Origin of the sequence: Vitreoscilla massiliensis (assembly GCF_001457815.1) — a bacterium.
Taxonomy (GTDB): Bacteria; Pseudomonadota; Gammaproteobacteria; order Burkholderiales; family Neisseriaceae; genus Vitreoscilla; species Vitreoscilla massiliensis.
In genome coordinates this window covers 669,346-684,541 of sequence record NZ_LN898221.1, presented here as the reverse complement: position 1 = coordinate 684,541, position 15,196 = coordinate 669,346, and the positions used below count along the sequence as shown (strand labels likewise).

Sequence of the window (15,196 nt, the reverse complement as noted above, 5' to 3'; positions counted from 1 at the left end):
ATAGCCCTTGCTTTATCCAACATCCGCAACACAAGCGGCCTGTAAACCTTACAGGCCGCTTTTATTCAGGTTTAGGCTGCTGTTGTAAATAATTCTGCTTTAATCGGGTATGGTCGGTGTCACCAGCAAGGCCAATAATTGCAGCGATTCTTGCCAGCCCAAATAACACGCGGCCACGGGGATTTCGTCTGGGATGCCTGTTTGGCTGATGTGTATTTCGGTGCCCATCTCAACGCTGTTAAAAACGATGCTGACTTGCATTTGTCCAGCCAAGGTCGGGTCATCGAATTGGTCGTTGTAGCGGATGAGCTCGTTTGGCTTCAATTCCAAATAAGTACCGCCAAAACTGTGTTTGTGGCCGGTGCTTAAATTGACAAAGCTGATGTGGTGGGTGCCACCGACTTGGGCATCCAAATGGTGTACTTCGGCCACAAAACCATGCGGTGGCAGCCATTTGGCCAAGGCCGCTGGATTGAGAAAGGCTTGGTAAACGCGCGCGGCTGGCGCGGCGAACACGCGGTGTAAGGTGACGGTATTGCCCATATGCTGCTCCTGATGGTGAGTCGTGCGGGTTTTTGTGCTGGGGTGTGAGACAGGTGTTGATTTCGAGGGCGACGAGCGATTCTGGTTCCCCAGTGTCGATCTAATGCATTGATTTTGCAACACAGTCAGGACGGCGCTTGCTTGCAGTCATTCTTTTGGCATAGCATGCTTGCCACAGACGAGGATTTTGATACTAAGGAGGGGTGCCTGATGGTGGCAGCTTATGAAAATTTAAGCCGCGATAGGCGTTTGAAACACATTTACAATCTGGCCGATTTTGAACACAGTGCCCACAAACTGTTGCCGCGCGCTTTGTCGGCTTATGTGTTTGGCGGTGTGGAGGACAATCAGACCTTGGCGCGCAATCGCAGCCAGTTTGACGATTACAGCTTGCTCACCCGCGTGCTCAGCGATGTGTCCAGCCGCCATACCACTCACAGCCTGTGGAATCGCAGCTATGCCGCGCCATTTGGCATCGCACCGGTGGGAGTGAGCGCCTTGATTGCCTTCAATGGCGACAATGTCATGGCCAGTGCGGCGTATAAATTGGGGGTGCCGATGATTTTGAGTGGCAGTTCGCTGACGCGTTTGGAAGAGGTGAAGCAACACCATCCAGATGTGTGGTTTCAAGCCTATCTGCCCGGTCAACCCGATTTACAGGACGCATTGCTCGCGCGCGTGGCGGCAGCCGGCATAGACACTTTGGTGATTACCGTGGACATCCCGGTGTGGGCCAACCGTGAAAACAATATGCGCGCTGGCTTTTCCTTGCCGCTGCGACCGTCGTTGGCCTTGTTAATTGATGGCGTATTGCACCCGCGTTGGAGTTTGGGCACGTTCTTGGGCACGTTACAAAGCCGTGGCATGCCGCATTTTGAAAATTCGTTTGCCACCCGTGGCGCGCCGGTGTTTTCCTCGGCGGCCGTGCGCGACACCACTGGCCGCGACCACATCAATTGGAACCATTTGGCGCGCATTCGCCGCTTGTGGCAGGGCAAGCTGGTGGTCAAAGGGGTGTTGTCGGTGGCCGATGCGCGGCTGTGCCAGCAATACAGTGCCGATGGCATCATCGTGTCCAATCACGGCGGTCGCCAATTGGACACCGTTACCAGCCCGCTGCAACAATTGCCTTTAATCCGCCAAGCGGTGGGGCAAGACTATGTGGTGATGATGGATTCGGGCATACGCCGCGGCACCGATGTGATTAAGGCTTTGGCTTTGGGTGCCGATTTTGTGTTTACAGGCCGCCCCTTTATCTCAGCGGCGACGGTGGCTGGTGTGGTGGGGGTGGAGCATGCCATCGGTTTGTTGCAGCAAGAGTTGGAGCGTGACATGGGCATGTTGGGCTTGAACCGCATCGCCGACATCAACCGTGAGTGTTTGACTTAGCATAGATGTGAACACAGGGAGCGACACATGTGGAAGCGGCTGGGGGATGTGTTGAGCGCGATGCTCATCATAGTGATGATGCCAGCGATGCTGCTACAGGCTGCAGGGGAATTGCTGATTTACGGCTTGGGCTATCTGCCACGGCGCGTGTTCAATCGCAAAGCCAAATTGGATGAGGGCATCAATGCGTGGCTGGGTTTACTGTACTTGGTATGGTGTTATTGCTGTTGGCGCTGTGGGCATAAGTGCTTAATGCACAAGAAAGCGGCCTGTAAACGTTTACAGGCCGCTTTTGCATAAGAATGTCTGTTTAAGGCACAAAGCTGAAAAACAAATACGCGGCAAAAATGACCAAATGCACGATGCCGGGGAGCAAAGTGGTTTGGCCGGTGCGCAAGGAATTGGACACCACAAACAAAGACAAGACCAATAAGGTGATGGATTTGGCGTCCAAACCCAGCTCCAATGGCCATTCCATCACCAAGGCCACCGTCGCCACCACCGGGATGGTCAAACCTATGCTGGCGATGGCCGAACCTATGGCCAAATTCAAGCTGGTTTGCAAACGATTGGCGCGGGCGGCGCGCATGGCGGCACCGAATTCTGGCATCAACACAATCGCGGCAATAATGATGCCCAAGGTCGCGGCCGGTGCGCCCACGGTCGCGAGCAGGCTTTCCAAATACGGCGAAATGCCTTTGGCGCTCAAGACCACGGCCACCAACGACACCAATAAAAACACAAAACTGATGGCAGTGTCTTTGCCGCTCGGGCGCTCGCCATGTTCGATGACTTTGATTTCACCTTTTTTATTGACGGGCAAAAAGTATTCGCGGTGGCGCACGGTTTGGAAAAAAGTGAAGGCGGTAAACAAAATCAAGGTCACCACTGCCACAAACATCAATTGTTTGCTGGTGTAGACCGGGCCGGGGGCAGTGGTCGAGAAAGTGGGCACGATTAAGGCAAAGGTGACAATGACGGTCATGACGCCCAAAGCGGCGGTCACACCTTCCAAGCTGAAGTTTTGCACCATGTGTTTGCGCCCGCCCATCAGCAAACTGGCACCGATGATGCCGTTCAAAATAATCATGACCGCTGCAAAAATGGTGTCGCGCGCCAAGCCCATGGCACCGTCACCGCCCGACATCATCATCGACACGATGAGCGCCACTTCAATGATGGTCACGGCCAAGGCCAATACCAAAGTGCCAAACGGTTCGCCCACTTTGTGCGCAATCACTTCCGCATGGTGCACGGCGGTCACCACCGAGCCAATTAAGCCCAGTGACAATAACACCACCACGCCGGGGAAGGTGGAATTGAACGCATACATGCCCAAAATCAGCATGGCGGCGATGGGAATGGCCACGGTCCAGAGTGGATTGTGGTTGGAAGAATCAGAAGCCATAATAGTCTCGCATTGTCAGTGTATCCATGTTTGTGACTACTCAAGAGATAGATTGCTATTGATACGGCGTGAGAGAACCGCGGACAAACATGATGGGTGTGAAGAATGAGATTATGACGTTTATACTCAATAAATAGTTGCATGAGGGTGCAGGTATTTACTCTACATAAATAAATATTGATGGAATATAACAAAGCGGCCTGTAAACTCAGTTACAGGCCGCTTTGGCTTTAAATTAATGCAGATGGATGAATGGCTTACCAGCGCAAATCAAGGACGTCTTGCATGTCGTACAAAGCCACAGGCTGGTTGCGCAACCATGCGGCTGCACGCACCGCGCCGTTGGCAAAAGTGGCGCGGCTAGAGGCTTTGTGCGTCACTTCCACGCGTTCGCCATCGGCGGCAAACATCACCGTGTGGTCGCCAACAATGTCGCCACCACGCACAGTAGCAAAACCGATGCTGCCAGCCTCGCGTGGGCCAGTAATGCCTTCGCGCGCAAACACGCCGACTTCTTTCAAGTCTTTGCCGATGGCATCGGCCAAGACTTCACCCATGCGCAGCGCCGTACCTGATGGGGCATCGACTTTGTGGCGGTGGTGCGCTTCGATGACTTCAATGTCAAAGCCTTCGTTCAACACTTGCGCCGCTTTGTGAATCAAGGCGAAAGTCAAATTCACCCCGACGCTGTAATTTGCGGCGAATACGATGCCAATTTTCTTGGCCGCTTCGGCAATGCGCGCCTTGCCTGCGTCGTCAAAACCGGTGGTGCCGATGATCATGTTGATGCCCAATTTTTCGCAGGCAGTGAGGTAGTTTAAAGTGGATTCTGGACGGCTAAAATCAATCAACACATCGCTTTGGCTCAAGACTTTGACCGCATCGTGGCTGATGAGCACGCCGGTTTCCAAACCCAAGGTAAAACCCGCATCCATGCCCAAGGCAGGCGATTCATCGTGTTCCAAAGCGCCAGACAAGCGGCAATGTGGGTGATCGTGGATGGCTTGTACCAAAGCGCGGCCCATGCGGCCATTGGCGCCGACGATGGCGACATTCAATAATTCAGACATGTTTCTCTACTTTAAGGTTGTGCAGTTGGCTAAAACACCGCCGCAGTGGCCTCTCGCCACTGCTGGCTTTATTCGGCTGCCGCTGGTGTGGCTTGTGCCGCTGCATCGACGGCTGAGCCTTCAACGCGGCTTAACAAATCACCGTCAAAATACACGGTCAAATTGTGGTTTTCTTTGACCACGCCATTGCGTGAAATCAGGAATTGGTAATCCCAACGGTTGGCATGGAAGGCAGAGCGGATGCTTGGGGTGCCCAATAACAAACGCACTTGCTCGCGTGTCATGCCGGCCTGTAATTGTTTGACCTTGTTGGCATCCAATTCATTGCCTTGCTCTACCTTCAATTTGTAAGAAGGGAAGTTGGAAACGCGTTCTGAAGAACAGGCACTTAAACCCATGGCGGCCACAGCCAAAGTCAGGATGATAAATTTATTCACTGGTTTCCTCGATTCAAAACGGGATGTGCGGTTTCGGTATGAACCACTATGAAGCCCATCAATGGCGGCAATCAAGGTGGTCTATCACTCAGAAAGTGGGTATTATAGCGACTTATGCCAATTCGTGGGAATCATCATGGATCACAACAACAATATTGCCCAATTAAAAGACAGCGGCCTGAAAGTCACCGGTCCACGTCTGAAAATTTTGGACTTGTTTGAACAGCGCCCTGAAGCGCATTTGAGTGCTGAAGATGTGTACCGCTTGTTGCTCGAGGATGACAGTGACATCGGTGTGGCAACCATATACCGCGTGTTAACCCAATTTGAACAAGCGGAAATCCTCATCCGCCACCATTTTGAAACCGGTAAAGCCGTGTATGAACTCAATCGCGGCGGTCATCACGACCACATCGTGTGCGTGAAATGCAATCAAGTGACCGAATTCTTCGATCCACGCATTGAGGAAATTCAAGAACAAATCGCCACCGAACGTGGCTACAAAATTGTCGACCACTCGCTGTACATGTACGGTGTGTGCGCCGATTGCCAAAGCAAAGCCAAAAAATAAACCATGGCCTTACAGTGGCTGGATGAAGACGTCAACGACTGGCCAGACCTTACCGAAGCACAGCAACAACGCGATGGTTTGGTGGCCGTTGGCGGCGATTTAAGTGTAGAGCGCCTGCTTGCCGCGTACCAACGCGGCATTTTTCCGTGGTACAGCGAAGACCAGCCGATTTGTTGGTGGGCGCTGTCGCCGCGCATGGTGCTCAAACCTGAAAATCTGCATGTTGGCCGCTCGTTGGCGAAAAACATCCGTAATCGCCACTATGCCATCAGTGTAAACCAGCAGTTTAAAGCCGTTATCAGCGCGTGTGCACGCATCTCGCGCCCCGGCCAAGACGGCACTTGGCTCACACACGAATTGCAATGGGCCTTGACGCAAATGTACCGCGCCGGCCATGCGCACAGCTTTGAATACTGGCAAGCCAGCGAGGCCGATGCCAACACCTTGCAATTGCTGGGCGGCCTGTACGGCATCCAAATTGGGCGGGTGTTTTTTGGCGAATCGATGTTTGCCTTAACGGGCGACGCCTCAAAAATTGCTTTCGTCCACGCGGTGAAATACTTACAATCATGCGGCATCGCATTGATCGATTGCCAAATGAACACGCCACATTTGGCACGTTTTGGCGCTGAAGAAATCCATTTTGATGAGTTTCAGCGCGCTTTGAATCTGTATTGCCAACAAGATTTGCCTGAAATGGTTTCAGCCAAATTGTTGGTGAATCAAATCAACTAGGGAGCATCATGTCTACATTACAAACCATCATCGAACAAGCATTTGAAAACCGTGCCGAAATCACCCCTGCAGCTGCGCCTGCCGACGTGAAAGAAGCGGTCAACCAAGTCATCACTCAATTGAACAGCGGTGAATTGCGTTGCGCCCAAAAGCAAGACGGTGCTTGGGTGGTGAATGAGTGGGTGAAGAAAGCGGTTTTACTGTCTTTCCGTTTGAACGACAACATCGTGTTGAACGACGGCGTCAGCGAGTATTTCGATAAAGTGCCTACCCGTTTCGACGGCTACAGCGAACAAGATTTCCGTCAAGGCGGTTTCCGCGTGGTGCCAGGTGCGGTTGCCCGTACCGGCTCATTCATCGGTAAAAACGTGGTATTGATGCCTTCATTCGTCAACATCGGTGCTTATGTGGACGAAGGCACCATGGTCGACACTTGGGCCACCGTTGGCTCTTGCGCACAAATCGGTAAAAACGTGCACTTGTCAGGTGGCGTCGGCATCGGTGGCGTATTGGAGCCATTGCAAGCGAGCCCTACCATCATTGAAGACAATTGCTTTATCGGCGCACGTTCTGAAATCGTTGAAGGCGTGATTGTCGGCGAAGGTTCAGTGATTTCCATGGGCGTGTTCATCGGTCAATCGACCAAAATCTTGGACCGCGAAACCGGCGAAATCTCTTACGGCCGCGTACCAGCCGGTTCGGTAGTGGTGTCTGGTTCTATGCCTAGCAAAGACGGCAGCCACAGCTTGTACTGCGCCGTGATTGTGAAAAAAGTCGATGCACAAACCCGCAGCAAAACCAGCGTTAATGACTTGTTGCGCGGCATCTAAATCTCGCATGAATGCTTCAGATTGAAGCACAATGTTTTAAAAGCGGCCTGTAAATGTTTACAGGCCGCTTTTTGCATGCATATTTAAATGGTGCTGGATGTGTTGATTCAAACCCATCCATGGCGATGGCATTAAGACACATCCAATACATCACCCAACACACTGATGACGGCATCTACAGCCAAATAAGAGTCGGCAATATTGCCTGGCATCGAGGCGTGATGGGATTGCGTTGGCCGCTGTGGGTGCAAGCTGTTGTAAAAAACAATGTCATCGCTGGCATTGGTATGGGTGTTTGCAGCAGCAAAGTCCGCAGTATCCACAGCGTGGCTATTCGTTAGCGCAGGATAGGGTGAAGTCGGTGAATTGAGCTTGGCAGACAGATGCTCATCCGCCAAAGCCATCAATTGCAAATCGTAGTTTTGACGATGTTGCTCAGACAGCAAGGTGGCGGCAGCCAGTTGCAGCGTTTGCGTAGGCACCTTCCCCAAGCTGTGTTGCTGCGCGAGCGCTGTGTTGATGTCTTGCTGCTTGGCATACGGTGTAATGTCCAAGAGTTCATAAAAATTCAACATGGCAAACCTCGATTTTCAAGAGCATGAATCAGCAACAGATGGCGAATGGCTTTACAAGTGCAAGACATCTTGATGATAGCAGTCGCTTGCCCGTATTTCAGTAAGCCCAGTTTAAAGAAATGAAAATACTGAGCTTTATTTATTTAACTTAAATCAAGTGGGTGCAATCAGCACAATGCGGCCTGTAAGTGTCTGCAAGTAAGTCTATCAAGGTGAAAGAATTTGCTTACTGTCACTCGTGTTATTGTCCAGAAATTGGCAGCTTGACGCTGCTTGTAAGTGCATTCGATATTTCCCCACACATGAAGCAGCCAGAGTTGATCGAGCGGCAGAATAGGGTTGCTGTTATTCTGCATCTCCCTATTCGCGGTTTACAGTGCGCTGATTTTGATGTCGCTTAAGCTTTTTGTGTCTGAATTGTACACACACTCGGCGCGGTAATTTTGGGTTTGGTTGAACACCGGTTGGGCGCTGTAATCAATGGTGACAGGGTATTCGACCCTTCGGTGCCGCCATGGTCGCTCCACTTCTTCTTCGGTATTGATGTGCAAACTATCTGGATAAGCCAATTGTTGTTGAATGGCGGCGATGCAGTGTTGTTCGGCCACATCAAAATCGGTTTCTTGTGTGGCCATGCCCACCAATTTGAAGATTAACACCGCAAACAACAGCCAAATCATTGGCGATGTCATGATGGTGTGTTTGACTTTGGCCATAGAGAATGTGCGGCTGTGCGCGTCGGGCTGACGAATCGGCGGGTACACCAAAACTGCATCTTCATCAGCTGTTTCATCCACTGCGGCGCGACGCGGCGGCTCTTGATAAGGCAGTTGTTGGCTTGAGGGTGTTGTTGGTGCGTTTGGGCTGTGACTGAGCGCCAATTCTTCGCTTGCCAATGCGTATTCTTGGTTCATTTCCGGCAAGGTGGATAATTTTTCGTCATACAGTTGACGGTTTTCAACCGACAATAAGACATCGGCGACGAGCTTGAGTGTGGCCGGTGGCAAGGTACCCAAGGCCTGTTGTTTGTCCAAAGCCGCTTCGATGTCACTGCGGCTGGCGGTAGGGGCAAGATTGAGCAGCTGGTAATAATTAAGCATGGGTCTCCAAAGGGGCTGTGGGGACGAAGCAGCACATTGTTCTTAACATAGAAAATGTGAATTTGGGTTTATTGTAGCAAACAAAGCGGCCTGTATACGTTTACAGGCCGCTTTGTTTGTGTTTTCCTACATTGAATTTATTCTGAACGGGTGGTGATGCTGATGTCACTTAAGCTTGCATTCACGCCATCGTAAATACAGTGGGCGGCGTAGTGGCTGGGCTGTTGCTTGGGGGCGGTGGCGCTGTAATGGATGCTGACCAAAACAATGTCTTCTTGGGTAGACCAAACCAATTGACGTTCGCGTTGTGCAGCACTTTGTTGAAAGCTGTCCGGTTGTGGCAATTGGGCATGGATGGCTTCCAAACAAGCGGCTTGTGCTTGTTGTGGCAAAGCGGTGGCGGCGGTGATGTGTTGGTAAGCACCATATAATAACAGCGCTAACACAAACCAAGTTAGTGGCGATTTGAGGATGTTTTCGCGCATTTTGGCCAGTGAAAAAGCGCGTGCAGGCGTGTCGGGGCGGCGGATGTTGTGGTAAAGCGTGACGCCATCGCTGTCGTCTTGCTCTTCTGCTGCTGTGGCAGCGGCACTTTGGCCTTGTGCATAGGCGGAAACCGAGTTGCTGGCAGCATCGGCGCGCCATTCGCTCGTGTCTTGCGCATAGGTTTGCTGCATTTCCGGCAAGGCCGCCAATTGTGCATCGTAGATTTGGCGGTTTTCTGGTGACAACAAGGCATTGGCCGCGAGTTTTAAGGTCGCTGGCGGCAGTTTGCCCAAGGCCTGTTGCTTGTCCAAAGCCGCTTGTATGTCGCTGCGACTGGCGCTGGGGTGTAGGCACAGCAAGTGGTAATAATTGAGCATGGGTCTCCAAAAAGGCGCATGGTCAGTGGCGACGAGGCGGGAATGTGTTCAAGTACTTGGCAATATTATGGCTTGATTGTAACAAAGAATGCGGCCTGTAAACGCTTACAGGCCGCTTGTTTATTGATTTAAGTCGTTTGCACTGGGCTTAAACTGGATGGCGTTGCCCGATTTGTTGGCTGAGCAATTGGTAGGTGGCGAGCAAGTCGGTTTGTCCGGCTTGCTCCAACATGGTTTGGTGCATGGCGATGATGGCATCGTCGCCGCGCATGGCGGGGCCGGTTTGCATGGTTTTGGGGTCGGCTTGCGTGGCTTTGTGGGCGGTTTCCAGCATCAATGGGTAGAGCAAACCGAAGTCGGCGTGTTGAGCGTCCAAGATTTGTTTGGCCATATCATAGCAATAATTGCTGAAATTGCAGGCAAACACGGCGGCCAAATGCAGGCTCAAGCGTTGTGCGCTGGTGTAGTGGTACACGCGTGGGCTCAATGCCGTCGCCAAGCTGTGCAAACTGGCCAAATCCGCGTCTTGCACCGCCTCGATGAGTAAGGGTGTTTGCTCCCACGCGGTGGCGCGTTCAAAGCTGAAGGTTTGCAAGGGGTAAAACACGCCGGCGCGCGGGTGGATGGCGCTTAATACCGACATGGCGGTGCTGCCTGAGGTGTGCACGATGAGGGTGTGGGGCAGATGTTGATGCAGCGCCGCCACGACTTCGGCGATGGCGCGGTCGCTGACGGCGATGATGACCAAGTCGGTGTTAACTGGGATGGCGGCCAAATCGTTGCAAGCCAATGCATTCACGCGTGTGGCCAAGCTTTGCGCTTTGGCGAGGTCGCGGCTGTAGACGCAGTCGATGGTATGGTGGGCGGCGAGGGCAGGTGCCAATTGGCTGGCGAGGCGGCCTGCACCGATAAAACTGATGCGCATAAGGCGGATTCGATTCACAAAAAACCACAGCATGCCCAGTGCGCAGGCCAAATGCAAGTCGCGGGTGCAGTAATTGTGTGTGCGCTGGCCATGATTTGGAGCAAACATGACGGATAAAAAGCAAGCTGCGCTTGCAAAACCCGAATTTTTGCAGCGGTTTTGCTTGATTTTGCTGAACAAAATGCCGATGTTGGCCAAATTTTGACAAACACGCTGTCTGTGCTTAAGCTTTTTTGCATAAGGCGGTGAGGGTTTACAGGCCGCACACACACAGAAAATCGAGGATAAAATGAAAAATTGGCTGCAAAAGCTGAAAATAGACCGTTTTTTACTGCTGTTAATCGGCGTGATCGTGTTGGCCAGTGTTTTGCCGGTGCGCGGCCAAGTCAAAATCGGCTTTGAACACCTGACCACTGCCGCCATCGCCTTATTGTTTTTCATGCATGGTGCCAAGTTGTCGCGCGAGGCGATTAAGCAAGGCATGGGGCATTGGCGTTTGCACGTATTGGTGTTTGCCAGCACGTTTGTGCTGTTTCCCTTATTGGGTTTGGCGCTGCATTTTATGGTGCCAATGTGGATGTCGATGACGGTGTACATGGGTTTCTTGTACATGTGTGCCTTGCCAGCGACGGTGCAATCGGCAATTGCGTTTACCTCGGTGGCGGGTGGCAATATTGCCGCGGCGGTGTGCAGCGCATCGGCATCGAGCATCTTGGGGGTGTTTTTATCGCCGATTTTGGTGGGCTGGTTAATGAGTACCGATGGCAATAGCGAGGCTTTGGACACGGCCGGTGCCATCGGTTCTATCTTATTACAATTGATGTTGCCGTTTGTGCTTGGGCATTTGGCGCGGCCGTGGATTGCCGCTTGGATTGCGCGCCACCGCAAGCTGGTGGGCATTACCGACCAATCGTCTATTTTGTTGGTGGTGTATGTGGCGTTCAGTGAGGCGGTGGTGGAAGGGATATGGCACAAAGTCGATGCCCACTCCTTGCTGATGATTGCGCTGATTTCGTGTGTGTTATTGGCGGTGGTGATTACCGTTAACACTTATGCGGCGCGGGTGTTGCGTTTCAATAAGGAAGACGAAATCACCATTGTGTTTTGCGGTTCCAAAAAAAGCATGGCCAATGGGGTGCCGATGGCAAATGTGTTGTTTCCAGCCTCGGTGGTGGGGGTGATGTTATTGCCGTTGATGATTTTTCATCAGATACAATTGATGGTGTGCGCGGTATTGGCGCAGCGCTATGCGCGGCGTTTGCCAGCGGAGCACTCGGCAGATTAAACGCGCTGTTCTGAAATGCGCTGAAACACAATCAAAAAGCGGCCTGTAAACGTTTACAGGCCGCTTTTTTGGATGCACCACTTAACCGGCTGCCGATTGGCAAGTCTCAGTAGCGATGTCGTAACCGATGGTGATGGCGTGCACTTCGACATTGTTGAACAATTGCTGAGCCACATAATTGTAGCGGTCTTCACAATTGTATTCGCCATTGGTCACCCAGTCTTCACCCTCTTGATCGACCAAGGTTTTGCTCCATTTTTCGACCGCATTTAAGGTCGTGTCACCCACTTGCACGGTTTCCAATTGGATTTCCAAGGGTTGAGGCTCGTTTGGGTTGGAATCTATCGCATACAAGGCCGACACAGTTGGGTCGGCGGCATTGCCACAGCCGATTAAGCAACTGGCTTGGAATTTGCGGATGCTGCCCGCGCCCAAGGCTTCTTCAATTTGGCCATAAGTCAGATTGGGGCCAGCTTCGGTATTGGGAATGCCAAACGAGGCCAGGCTGACGCGACAAGTCGGGCTTAACAACAAGCCGATGTTTTTGAGCTTGTTGCCATCGTAAACCACGCTGATGTTACAGCCATCGAGTTCATATTCGCTCATGCCAAACTCGTTGGCTTGTACGGGTTTGCCGGTAATCGCTTCGACGGTTTTTTTGCTGCTGCCTATGGTTTTCAGGTTGAACAATTGCGCCAAGCGGCCTGAATCTTGCGGCTCACTGGCTGTAAGCGGCACCGAAGCCCCTTCTCCCAAGGTGATGATTTCCGGCCCAGACGCTTCAATGGCGGCTTTGGCCTGAGTCAGGCTGGGGTCTTTTTGGCTGCTGATGTAATGAAAGGCCAAGGCAAAGCCCAGCAAGATAAACACGCACACAGCGCCGATGATGAAATTGACTTGATTGCGACTCATGATGGCTGTCCTCTGTCGATGATACGGTAACACGGCGGGTTTGGGGCTGAATCGGGTGCATCATAATGGCGTCGTGCCATTGGTGCAGCGTTCGCTTGCATCGGTAGCAGCAGCTGACACGACCAGTGCAACGCAATACTGCAAATAATACTGCCAACACCACCACGCTCTCTTTGCTGCGAGCATGGTTAGGCCATTTGCATTGACTTGTGCATGGTATGAGAAAATGCGCACTGACTCAATGCTGTTTGTGCTCAAATGCGGCCTATAAAACGTTTACAGGCCGCACAGTCACCTTACCAGCAATAATACGGCTTATTTCTTACCGTCTTTGGCCATGCGTTCGTATATGCGTTGGGCACGTTTGTCTGAGCCGGGGTGGCTGTCAAACACCGAGCCTTTGCCGCCCGACATTTTCGACAGTTTTTCAAAACTGGTTGCCAGTGGTTTTGGGCTCAAGCCTTTGCTGACCAATAAATTGTATGAATAATCATCGGCATCGGATTCTTGTTTTTGCGAGAACTGTGCATTCAAGAATTTTTCCGACAAATCACCCAATTCCGACGCATTCAAATTGGCGATGGTGCTGTTGCCACTCTTGGCCAACACTTCGCGACCCAATGAGGCCAAGGCGGCAACACGGAAGCGGTTTTTGCTGTGGCCCAATTGCACGTGGCCGATTTCATGGCCCAACACGCCGCGCACTTCGTCGTCTGTCATCATGTCCATCAAGCCAGAGTAGACGCGGATGCAGCCATTGGGCATGGCCCAAGCATTGATGTCACGTGTTTGGTAGACTTTGTAATTCAAGGCCACGCCGTCTATGCTGGTGGGCAAGCCTTTTTTGATGTTGTTCAGGCGTTGGTTGTATTTGCTGCCAGCGGCGGCAACGCTGTTGGCCTTGTCCATTTGCGCACACGACAAATTGGCGGTGTCGCGCAATTGGCTGTCGCTTAAGGTCAAGGCTTGCATGCCCGAAGCACCCAAGCTCAACATATCGCCTGTGGTCATATTGTTGGCACACGCGCCCAAAAACACGCTTGAACACAGCAACGCAGCGGTCAATTTTACATTCATCATCATTCCTTTTTGTCTGAGAGTCTGGTCTGTCATTCGGTAGCGGCTGGCGCGCTTGGTTTACAAGCGCACAGCCACACAACACCGTTTCGCATGCAATTCACGTGCCCTTATTCTATTTGCATGGCGGCCTGAGGTAAAGATTGTCAGCAATCAAGCCACGCGCTGCTAGAGATACTATATGCCTTGTGTTACATGAGCTGGTAAATAAAATGCGGCCTGTAAAAGCTTACAGGCCGCATTTGCATCAGTGGTACAGGTGTTGCAGCGCTTAACGCACCAAGAAGCCCGCATCCAATGGGTCGCGCTCATTCATCAACCAACTGGCAAAACCGTACACATGCGCATCACCCGTGACTTCGGGGATGACCGCGGCAAAGTCGGCCACTTGGGTTTCGGATAAGACCTTGCCTTGGAACACCGAGCCAACAATGGATTCATTGACCAAGACCTCGTCTTTGCCCAATAAGCCGCGCAAATACAATTGCGCCACCCGACCTGCCGTGCCTGAGCCTGTCGGTGAACGGTCGACTTGGCGGTCGGCGAAGATGCAGCAATTGGCCTGACTGGAATCGGCATGGCGCGGCGCGCCATCGACGATGGTGCCATAAATGTGATTGAGTTCAGGAATGTGCGGGTGTACCACCGGATAGGCTTGATTGGCCGCTTGTTTGACCTCGTCGCCAAACTGAATCAAGCGCGCCACATTGGCCTCGTTGATGTCCAAACCGTGGGCGCGGCCGTCGGTATAAAAGTAAAACGCGCCACCAAAAGCGATGTCGCCGGTGACCTTACCGAAGGTCGGTGTGTCGACACTGACATCGCGTTGGTAGATAAACGACGGCACGTTGACAAAGCGCACTTGGCCAGCGCGTTCGCCATCCCACTGTACAAAAGCCTCGATAAAACCGCATGGCGCATCAATGCCGACGCGGGTTTCCGGCTGGGTAGGGGTGACCCAGCCCAATTCCACCGCCGCGGTCGACAAGGCGATGACGCCGTGACCGCAGTGGTCGCTATAGCCTTCGTTGTGCACAAAAATCACGCCGAAATCGGCGCTGGGCGATACCGCTTCGGTCAAATAGCCTGCATACATGTCGGCATGGCCGCGCGGCTCAAAAATCAAGGCGGTGCGGATGTGGTCGATGTGCTCTTTAATCCATTGTCGGCGCGCCACGATGGTGTCGCCAGGGAATTTGGGCAGGCCAGAGGTGACGATGCGAAACGCTTCGCCGCCAGTATGAACTTCTACGGTGTCGATTTTTTTGCCGAACTGCATGTTTGCTCTCTCTATAAATAGGTTCTGATTTGTAGCATGTGTTGCCAGACAGGCGGCCTGTAAACCTTCAGGCCGCACCTTATTGTTAGCTCAGCCTAACAGCTTCAAGCCAGTTATACAATTCTCTGTGTTTGGGCTCGAAACAGTGCTGTGTTTGCTGAGGACATGAAATCCACAGTGATGAAGCGGTTTAGGTG

The 15,196-nt window shown here is 52.2% G+C and carries 17 protein-coding genes; 6 read left to right on the top strand and 11 right to left on the bottom strand.

Features of this window, described 5'->3' with window-relative positions; translation table 11 throughout:
• Positions 1–99: 99 nt before the first annotated feature.
• Positions 100–543, bottom strand: a complete 444-nt coding sequence (locus BN3003_RS14920) for an SRPBCC family protein (protein WP_058357428.1) — start codon at positions 541–543, stop codon at positions 100–102.
• Positions 544–753: 210 nt separating this feature from the next.
• Between BN3003_RS14920 and BN3003_RS14915 the strand changes: the two genes are divergently transcribed.
• Together BN3003_RS14915 and BN3003_RS14910 are read left to right on the top strand one after the other, a co-directional pair.
• A complete protein-coding gene (locus BN3003_RS14915) occupies positions 754–1,932 on the top strand; it encodes an alpha-hydroxy acid oxidase (protein WP_058357427.1) in 1,179 nt (392 codons plus the stop codon).
• 27 nt (positions 1,933–1,959) lie between these two features.
• Positions 1,960–2,232, top strand: coding sequence for a hypothetical protein (locus BN3003_RS14910; protein WP_058357426.1), 273 nt, complete (start codon positions 1,960–1,962; stop codon positions 2,230–2,232).
• A gap of 10 nt (positions 2,233–2,242) precedes the next feature.
• Here BN3003_RS14910 and BN3003_RS14905 read toward each other — a convergent pair whose 3' ends face one another.
• The 3 genes from BN3003_RS14905 to BN3003_RS14895 form a co-directional block, all read right to left on the bottom strand.
• Entirely contained in the window at positions 2,243–3,340 is a 1,098-nt protein-coding gene (locus BN3003_RS14905) for a calcium:cation antiporter (RefSeq protein ID WP_058357425.1), read from the bottom strand.
• 257 nt (positions 3,341–3,597) lie between these two features.
• Positions 3,598–4,410 carry a 4-hydroxy-tetrahydrodipicolinate reductase gene (gene dapB, locus BN3003_RS14900; protein WP_058357424.1) on the bottom strand — a complete coding sequence of 271 codons (813 nt, stop codon included), beginning with the start codon at positions 4,408–4,410 and terminating at the stop codon, positions 3,598–3,600.
• A gap of 68 nt (positions 4,411–4,478) precedes the next feature.
• Positions 4,479–4,847: an outer membrane protein assembly factor BamE gene (locus BN3003_RS14895; protein WP_058357423.1), complete on the bottom strand. Its 369-nt coding sequence runs from the start codon at positions 4,845–4,847 to the stop codon at positions 4,479–4,481.
• A gap of 136 nt (positions 4,848–4,983) precedes the next feature.
• On the opposite strand from BN3003_RS14895, the gene fur reads away from it, so the two are divergent.
• Genes fur through dapD form a run of 3 tightly spaced genes read left to right on the top strand, consistent with a single transcriptional unit; the run spans position 4,984 to position 6,983 of the window.
• Positions 4,984–5,418, top strand: coding sequence for a ferric iron uptake transcriptional regulator (gene fur / locus BN3003_RS14890; RefSeq protein ID WP_058358074.1), 435 nt, complete (start codon positions 4,984–4,986; stop codon positions 5,416–5,418).
• A 3-nt stretch (positions 5,419–5,421) separates the two neighbouring features.
• On the top strand, positions 5,422–6,153 hold the full coding sequence (aat, locus tag BN3003_RS14885) for a leucyl/phenylalanyl-tRNA--protein transferase (RefSeq protein WP_058357422.1): 732 nt from the start codon (positions 5,422–5,424) through the stop codon (positions 6,151–6,153).
• A gap of 8 nt (positions 6,154–6,161) precedes the next feature.
• Positions 6,162–6,983 (top strand): 2,3,4,5-tetrahydropyridine-2,6-dicarboxylate N-succinyltransferase, encoded by an 822-nt coding sequence (dapD, locus tag BN3003_RS14880; protein WP_058357421.1) that lies wholly within the window; start codon positions 6,162–6,164, stop codon positions 6,981–6,983.
• A gap of 131 nt (positions 6,984–7,114) precedes the next feature.
• Here dapD and BN3003_RS14875 read toward each other — a convergent pair whose 3' ends face one another.
• The 4 genes from BN3003_RS14875 to BN3003_RS14860 form a co-directional block, all read right to left on the bottom strand.
• Positions 7,115–7,558 (bottom strand): hypothetical protein, encoded by a 444-nt coding sequence (locus BN3003_RS14875; RefSeq protein WP_058357420.1) that lies wholly within the window; start codon positions 7,556–7,558, stop codon positions 7,115–7,117.
• Between the two features lie 371 nt (positions 7,559–7,929).
• Positions 7,930–8,658: a hypothetical protein gene (locus tag BN3003_RS14870; protein ID WP_058357419.1), complete on the bottom strand. Its 729-nt coding sequence runs from the start codon at positions 8,656–8,658 to the stop codon at positions 7,930–7,932.
• 137 nt (positions 8,659–8,795) lie between these two features.
• Positions 8,796–9,521, bottom strand: coding sequence for a hypothetical protein (locus BN3003_RS14865; RefSeq protein ID WP_058357418.1), 726 nt, complete (start codon positions 9,519–9,521; stop codon positions 8,796–8,798).
• Positions 9,522–9,669: 148 nt separating this feature from the next.
• Positions 9,670–10,446 carry a Rossmann-like and DUF2520 domain-containing protein gene (locus BN3003_RS14860; RefSeq protein ID WP_058358073.1) on the bottom strand — a complete coding sequence of 259 codons (777 nt, stop codon included), beginning with the start codon at positions 10,444–10,446 and terminating at the stop codon, positions 9,670–9,672.
• Between the two features lie 289 nt (positions 10,447–10,735).
• Between BN3003_RS14860 and BN3003_RS14855 the strand changes: the two genes are divergently transcribed.
• A complete protein-coding gene (locus BN3003_RS14855; protein ID WP_058357417.1) occupies positions 10,736–11,731 on the top strand; it encodes a bile acid:sodium symporter family protein in 996 nt (331 codons plus the stop codon).
• Between the two features lie 81 nt (positions 11,732–11,812).
• Here BN3003_RS14855 and BN3003_RS14850 read toward each other — a convergent pair whose 3' ends face one another.
• The 3 genes from BN3003_RS14850 to lhpH all read right to left on the bottom strand — a co-directional run bounded on the left by BN3003_RS14850 (position 11,813) and on the right by lhpH (position 14,999).
• The gene (locus BN3003_RS14850) at positions 11,813–12,643 is read right to left on the bottom strand and encodes a hypothetical protein (protein ID WP_058357416.1); all 831 of its coding nucleotides are present in this window, start codon (positions 12,641–12,643) and stop codon (positions 11,813–11,815) included.
• Between the two features lie 315 nt (positions 12,644–12,958).
• On the bottom strand, positions 12,959–13,720 hold the full coding sequence (locus BN3003_RS14845; protein ID WP_058357415.1) for a M48 family metallopeptidase: 762 nt from the start codon (positions 13,718–13,720) through the stop codon (positions 12,959–12,961).
• Between the two features lie 271 nt (positions 13,721–13,991).
• A complete protein-coding gene (lhpH, locus tag BN3003_RS14840; RefSeq protein ID WP_058357414.1) occupies positions 13,992–14,999 on the bottom strand; it encodes a trans-3-hydroxy-L-proline dehydratase in 1,008 nt (335 codons plus the stop codon).
• Between the last annotated feature and the right edge of the window lie 197 nt (positions 15,000–15,196).